The sequence below is a fragment of the Okeania sp. SIO2F4 genome, from assembly GCF_010672385.1.
Taxonomy (GTDB): Bacteria; Cyanobacteriota; Cyanobacteriia; order Cyanobacteriales; family Microcoleaceae; genus Trichodesmium.
In genome coordinates, this window is sequence record NZ_JAAHGT010000891.1 from 1 (window position 1) to 4,011 (window position 4,011).

At 31.0% G+C, this 4,011-nt stretch carries 8 protein-coding genes; 6 read left to right on the plus strand and 2 right to left on the minus strand.

Annotated features, from left to right (window positions below; genetic code table 11):
* The first annotated feature begins 649 nt into the window (after nucleotides 1–649).
* The 6 genes from F6K22_RS34525 to F6K22_RS34550 are packed head-to-tail and all read left to right on the plus strand — an operon-like array spanning nucleotide 650 to nucleotide 2,097.
* Complete coding sequence (locus F6K22_RS34525) at nucleotides 650–949, plus strand: hypothetical protein (RefSeq protein WP_293108833.1); 300 nt, start codon at nucleotides 650–652, stop codon at nucleotides 947–949.
* On the plus strand, nucleotides 937–1,098 hold the full coding sequence (locus F6K22_RS34530) for a hypothetical protein (protein ID WP_293108835.1): 162 nt from the start codon (nucleotides 937–939) through the stop codon (nucleotides 1,096–1,098). Before F6K22_RS34525 ends, F6K22_RS34530 begins: the two co-directional genes overlap by 13 nt.
* Nucleotides 1,095–1,352 carry a PIN domain-containing protein gene (locus tag F6K22_RS34535; protein WP_293108837.1) on the plus strand — a complete coding sequence of 86 codons (258 nt, stop codon included), beginning with the start codon at nucleotides 1,095–1,097 and terminating at the stop codon, nucleotides 1,350–1,352. The genes F6K22_RS34530 and F6K22_RS34535 overlap by 4 nt, the downstream gene beginning before the upstream one ends.
* Nucleotides 1,353–1,393: 41 nt before the next feature.
* The gene (locus tag F6K22_RS34540) at nucleotides 1,394–1,684 is read left to right on the plus strand and encodes a hypothetical protein (RefSeq protein ID WP_293108839.1); all 291 of its coding nucleotides are present in this window, start codon (nucleotides 1,394–1,396) and stop codon (nucleotides 1,682–1,684) included.
* Between the two features lie 5 nt (nucleotides 1,685–1,689).
* Nucleotides 1,690–1,887 carry a PIN domain-containing protein gene (locus F6K22_RS34545; protein ID WP_293108841.1) on the plus strand — a complete coding sequence of 66 codons (198 nt, stop codon included), beginning with the start codon at nucleotides 1,690–1,692 and terminating at the stop codon, nucleotides 1,885–1,887.
* A 33-nt stretch (nucleotides 1,888–1,920) separates the two neighbouring features.
* Nucleotides 1,921–2,097, plus strand: coding sequence for a PIN domain-containing protein (locus F6K22_RS34550; RefSeq protein WP_293108849.1), 177 nt, complete (start codon nucleotides 1,921–1,923; stop codon nucleotides 2,095–2,097).
* Between the two features lie 16 nt (nucleotides 2,098–2,113).
* Here F6K22_RS34550 and F6K22_RS34555 read toward each other — a convergent pair whose 3' ends face one another.
* On the minus strand, nucleotides 2,114–2,932 hold the full coding sequence (locus F6K22_RS34555) for an inositol monophosphatase family protein (RefSeq protein ID WP_293108844.1): 819 nt from the start codon (nucleotides 2,930–2,932) through the stop codon (nucleotides 2,114–2,116).
* Nucleotides 2,933–3,755: 823 nt separating this feature from the next.
* On the minus strand, nucleotides 3,756–4,011 hold a 256-nt coding region (locus F6K22_RS34560), incomplete at its 5' end, for an HAD hydrolase-like protein (protein WP_293108846.1).

Sequence of the window (4,011 nt, forward strand, 5' to 3'; positions counted from 1 at the left end):
AGTCAGTAGAAGCAGTTTTTATTATCATTTTTTTCTATGAAACAATCTATTCTAGTAAATTTGCATCTGACTTAAACTACTTTGGTTGACTAAAATATTCGTAACATTCTTTTTTCACGCTTGGTATTACTCAATATATCAAATAATACACCACCTGTAGGGGCGATTTCTTGCGGAATGCTGCGCAAACGCGATTCGCTCCTACTAAAGATGATTTTACGCTAGAAGAAATAGAAGTTTTTGAAGCAGGGGTAGCAGGAAGATAAAAAGGGTGAGTTACTTACTAGATATAAATATAGTGACAGCTATTATCAAAAAAAAATCAAAGATTAATAAATAAATTAAAGTTCGTTAATTTCCAAGGAAAAGCATTATTTATCGGTTGCATTACTTACTATGAAATTAAAAGAGGATTATTGTATGTTAATGCTACAAGGTAGCCATCTAACTTTAGTGATTTGTGTAGTAAAAGAAAGTTATAGGAGTAATTTTAATAGAACTATTATCGACAATATTTGATGATTTTACGCCAGAACAAATAGAAATTTTTAACAGGGGTTGCAGGGAGATATTAAGGTAAGTGATACACTAAATATTAGTATAGTTTTAGCAGTTGTAAACCAGAATCAAAAAATTATAGGAGGAGATTATGACTCAAGCTTCTACAGAAAAGAATACAGTTCTTAAAAGAATTTCAGAAATGATTGACCAAGCAATGGAAAACGATAGTCTTTATCAAGAATTAGATCGAGATGAACTTATTCAGACTTTCTCAAAAATATTAGATAGAGTGTCATCTCAAATTCTCCTACCTCTCAATGATGAAAGGTTTAAAAAAAGAGTACGGACAGTTATGGCAACAGAATTATTATCGACAATACTTGATGATTTTACTGCAGAAGAAAAAGAAATGTTTAATGCTGTAGTAGAAGGGAGATGGGAAAAGTGAATTATCTATTAGATACTAAAATAGTTTCAGCAGTTGTGAATCGGAATCAAAAAATTATAGATAAATTACTGGATGTAGATTCAGAGAACAAGATATTTATATTAGCTGCATTAGCTTTTATGAAGTCAAAAGAGGATTATTATATGTGAATGCTACTCGAAAACTATCCCAGTTTAACGAATTTTGTCAAAAAGTTACAATTTTATTCTTAGACAATTTAGAAGTTATTGAAAAAGCAACAGAAATCCACATAGATTTGAGAAGGAAAGGAAGACCGATTCAAGATGCTGATATACTCATTGCAGCTACGGCAATTATTCATAATTTAACTCTGGTTTCTAATGATTCTGATATGTCAAGAGTTGAGGGAATAAATTTAGAGAATTGGTTAGAGATAGAATAGATAGTTACCATTTAATTAAGTTCAATTTCTAGGAGGAGATTATGACTCAAACTTCTGTAGAAAAAAATACAGCGATTAAAAGAATTTCAGAAACAATTGACCAAGTAATGGAAAGGGAAAATATTTATCAAGAATTAGATAAAAATAAACTCATTCAGAGTTTCTCGACATTATTAGATCAAGTGTCACCTCAAATGGTAATATCTCTGGATGATGAACGACTCATAAAGAAAGTTAGAGGAGTAATGTCAATAGAACTATTATCTACAATATTTGATGATTTTACCCCAGAGCAAATAAAAACGTTTAATGCAGTAGTAGAAGGGAAATAAAAAGGGTGAGTTATCTACTAGATACAAATTTAGTTACTGCAATTTTGAAACAGAATCAAATAGCAACTAAGAAATTTAAGCAGGTTAAATTTTTGGAAGAATATCTATTTATCAGTTGCATTACCTATTATGAAATTAAAAGAGGATTATTGTATGTTAATACTACTAGGCAACTCTCAAAGTTTAATAAATTTTGTCAATAAGTCACAATTTTATTCTTAGACAATTTATAAATTATCGAGAAAGCAGCAGAAATTCACATAGATTTGAGAAGGAAAGGAAGACCTATTCAAGATGCTGATATACTCATTGCAGCAACGGCAATTATTCATAATTTAACTCTGGTTTCTAATGATTCTGATATGTCAAGAGTTGAAGAAATAAATTTAGAGAATTGGTTAGAGATAGAATAGAGTTTTACTGTTTACATTATTTTCTTAAAGGTTCAACTATAGGCAAAAAATAGGGAACTAATTCTTTATTTCCTACAACCAAAGTAGGAAAGGGATGACTCAAATAATCTTTGCCTATTTCTAAAGGAAAAATATCTTCCGATCCTATTGGTATCCAAATTGCTCCTGCCGCTTTTGCAATTACCCAAGATGCAGAAATATCCCAAATTCTCGGTGTAGCTTCAACCCCACCAATAGATGCGCCAGAAGCGACAAGTAAAAAGTTATAACTTGCCATTCCTATCATTCTAATTTTTGTTGTAAGTTGCGGTAAAACTTTTGTACTTCGAGAGCAAATATTAAATAAATGATTACCACTAATTCTGTCTTTAATTGGCTGAATTTGTCGATTATTTAAAAATGCTCTAGTGATGGGTGGATTATTTAAATAGGTTTGATTTTCCCGATAATAAAAACCATAATAAGATTGACCTAATGGTGGCAAATTTACATAACCAAATATGGGAGTACCTCGATACAATAATCCCATACAAATTCCCCAAATTGGCACACCTTTAGCAAAGTTTGTTGTCGCATCTAAAGGATCGATAATCCAACACCATTCATTACTAGGAAATATCTGTTGACTTTCCTCTGTTAATATTCCGTGGGTAGGAAAAGTAGAAGCGATCGCTTCTCTAATTTCTCTATCTGCCCATTTATCAGATTTAGTAACTAAACTACCATCAGCTTTTTCATCTGCTTTGACATTGCCAAAGTCTTTTAATAGTTGATTTCCTACTCTAAAAGTAGTTGTTTCTGCAAAGTTTAAAACTTGGTTCCAGAAGTCTGTCATTTTATTTTTTGATCCCGCTTGTTTTTTGGAGAAAATTTGTTGAGAGAATTATTAATCAACCTAGCAGTAAACCTAAATAATTACTTTAATTATAAATCTTGAATTTTTAGATTTTTCAGACTATGAATCATATAAAATCCAGTTAAACAGTTGTCATTGCTACCGAAGGGTTTGCGCAGAATTCCGTAGGAAAGCAATCTCGCTTGACTATGAGATTGCTTCCTTCCACTCCGTTCCAGTCGCAATAACTTTACAGTGACTAATTACCCAGATTTTATATCAGTCATAATACCTGGAGGTTAACTATCAATATTTTATAATGCTAGGGGGATAGTTATATTATGTTCGGATAATCTAGTTATAAATAAAATATTCTTGTAGAGACCTTCGATGGAACATCCCTACTATCCTCCTTGTTCCCAGATTTGATTTTCTCTATCACCATGATTTATTATTTATAAGTATTCAACTGGGAAACAGTTGGAAAAGTTTCTACTAACAAAAATATTGCTGTTTGAATAAAAACTAACCTTCACTTTAACTCTCAATATTTGTTAAGATTATACCAGTTGTAAAAAATATTTATACAAACTTTTTGGCCGATGGCAGAAGCAAATTTTTTATACTATGCAACTAGATTTTATTAATAAAAAATCTGTTTCATGTTTTGCATAATTAGCAAAAATCTTGCTATTCGAGCAAATAATTTTTCCCATAACTAATATGTAGTATTTGGTGAAAATTATAATTATCTTTACTCGACTGGATTTGGAAAAATTTATTACTGCAACTAAATCATCTGTTCACCCATATTATGCTTGCTTCAAAACTTATTAATTACTTCAATTAATTCTTGCGGTTGCTCAACCAAAGCATCTGGCTGATATTCAGATAAAGCTTCTCTAGAATTAAAACCCCAAGTCACAGCTATTGCCTTAACTTTAGCTTTTTTAGCAGCATTAATATCCCTAGTTTCATCTCCAACATAAACCATTTCTTCTGGCTGAATGTTCTCTGATTTTAAATATTTTTTGATCGCTCTATGCTTGCCAAAAAGTGTTGTCCCTGAAGTGATAAAA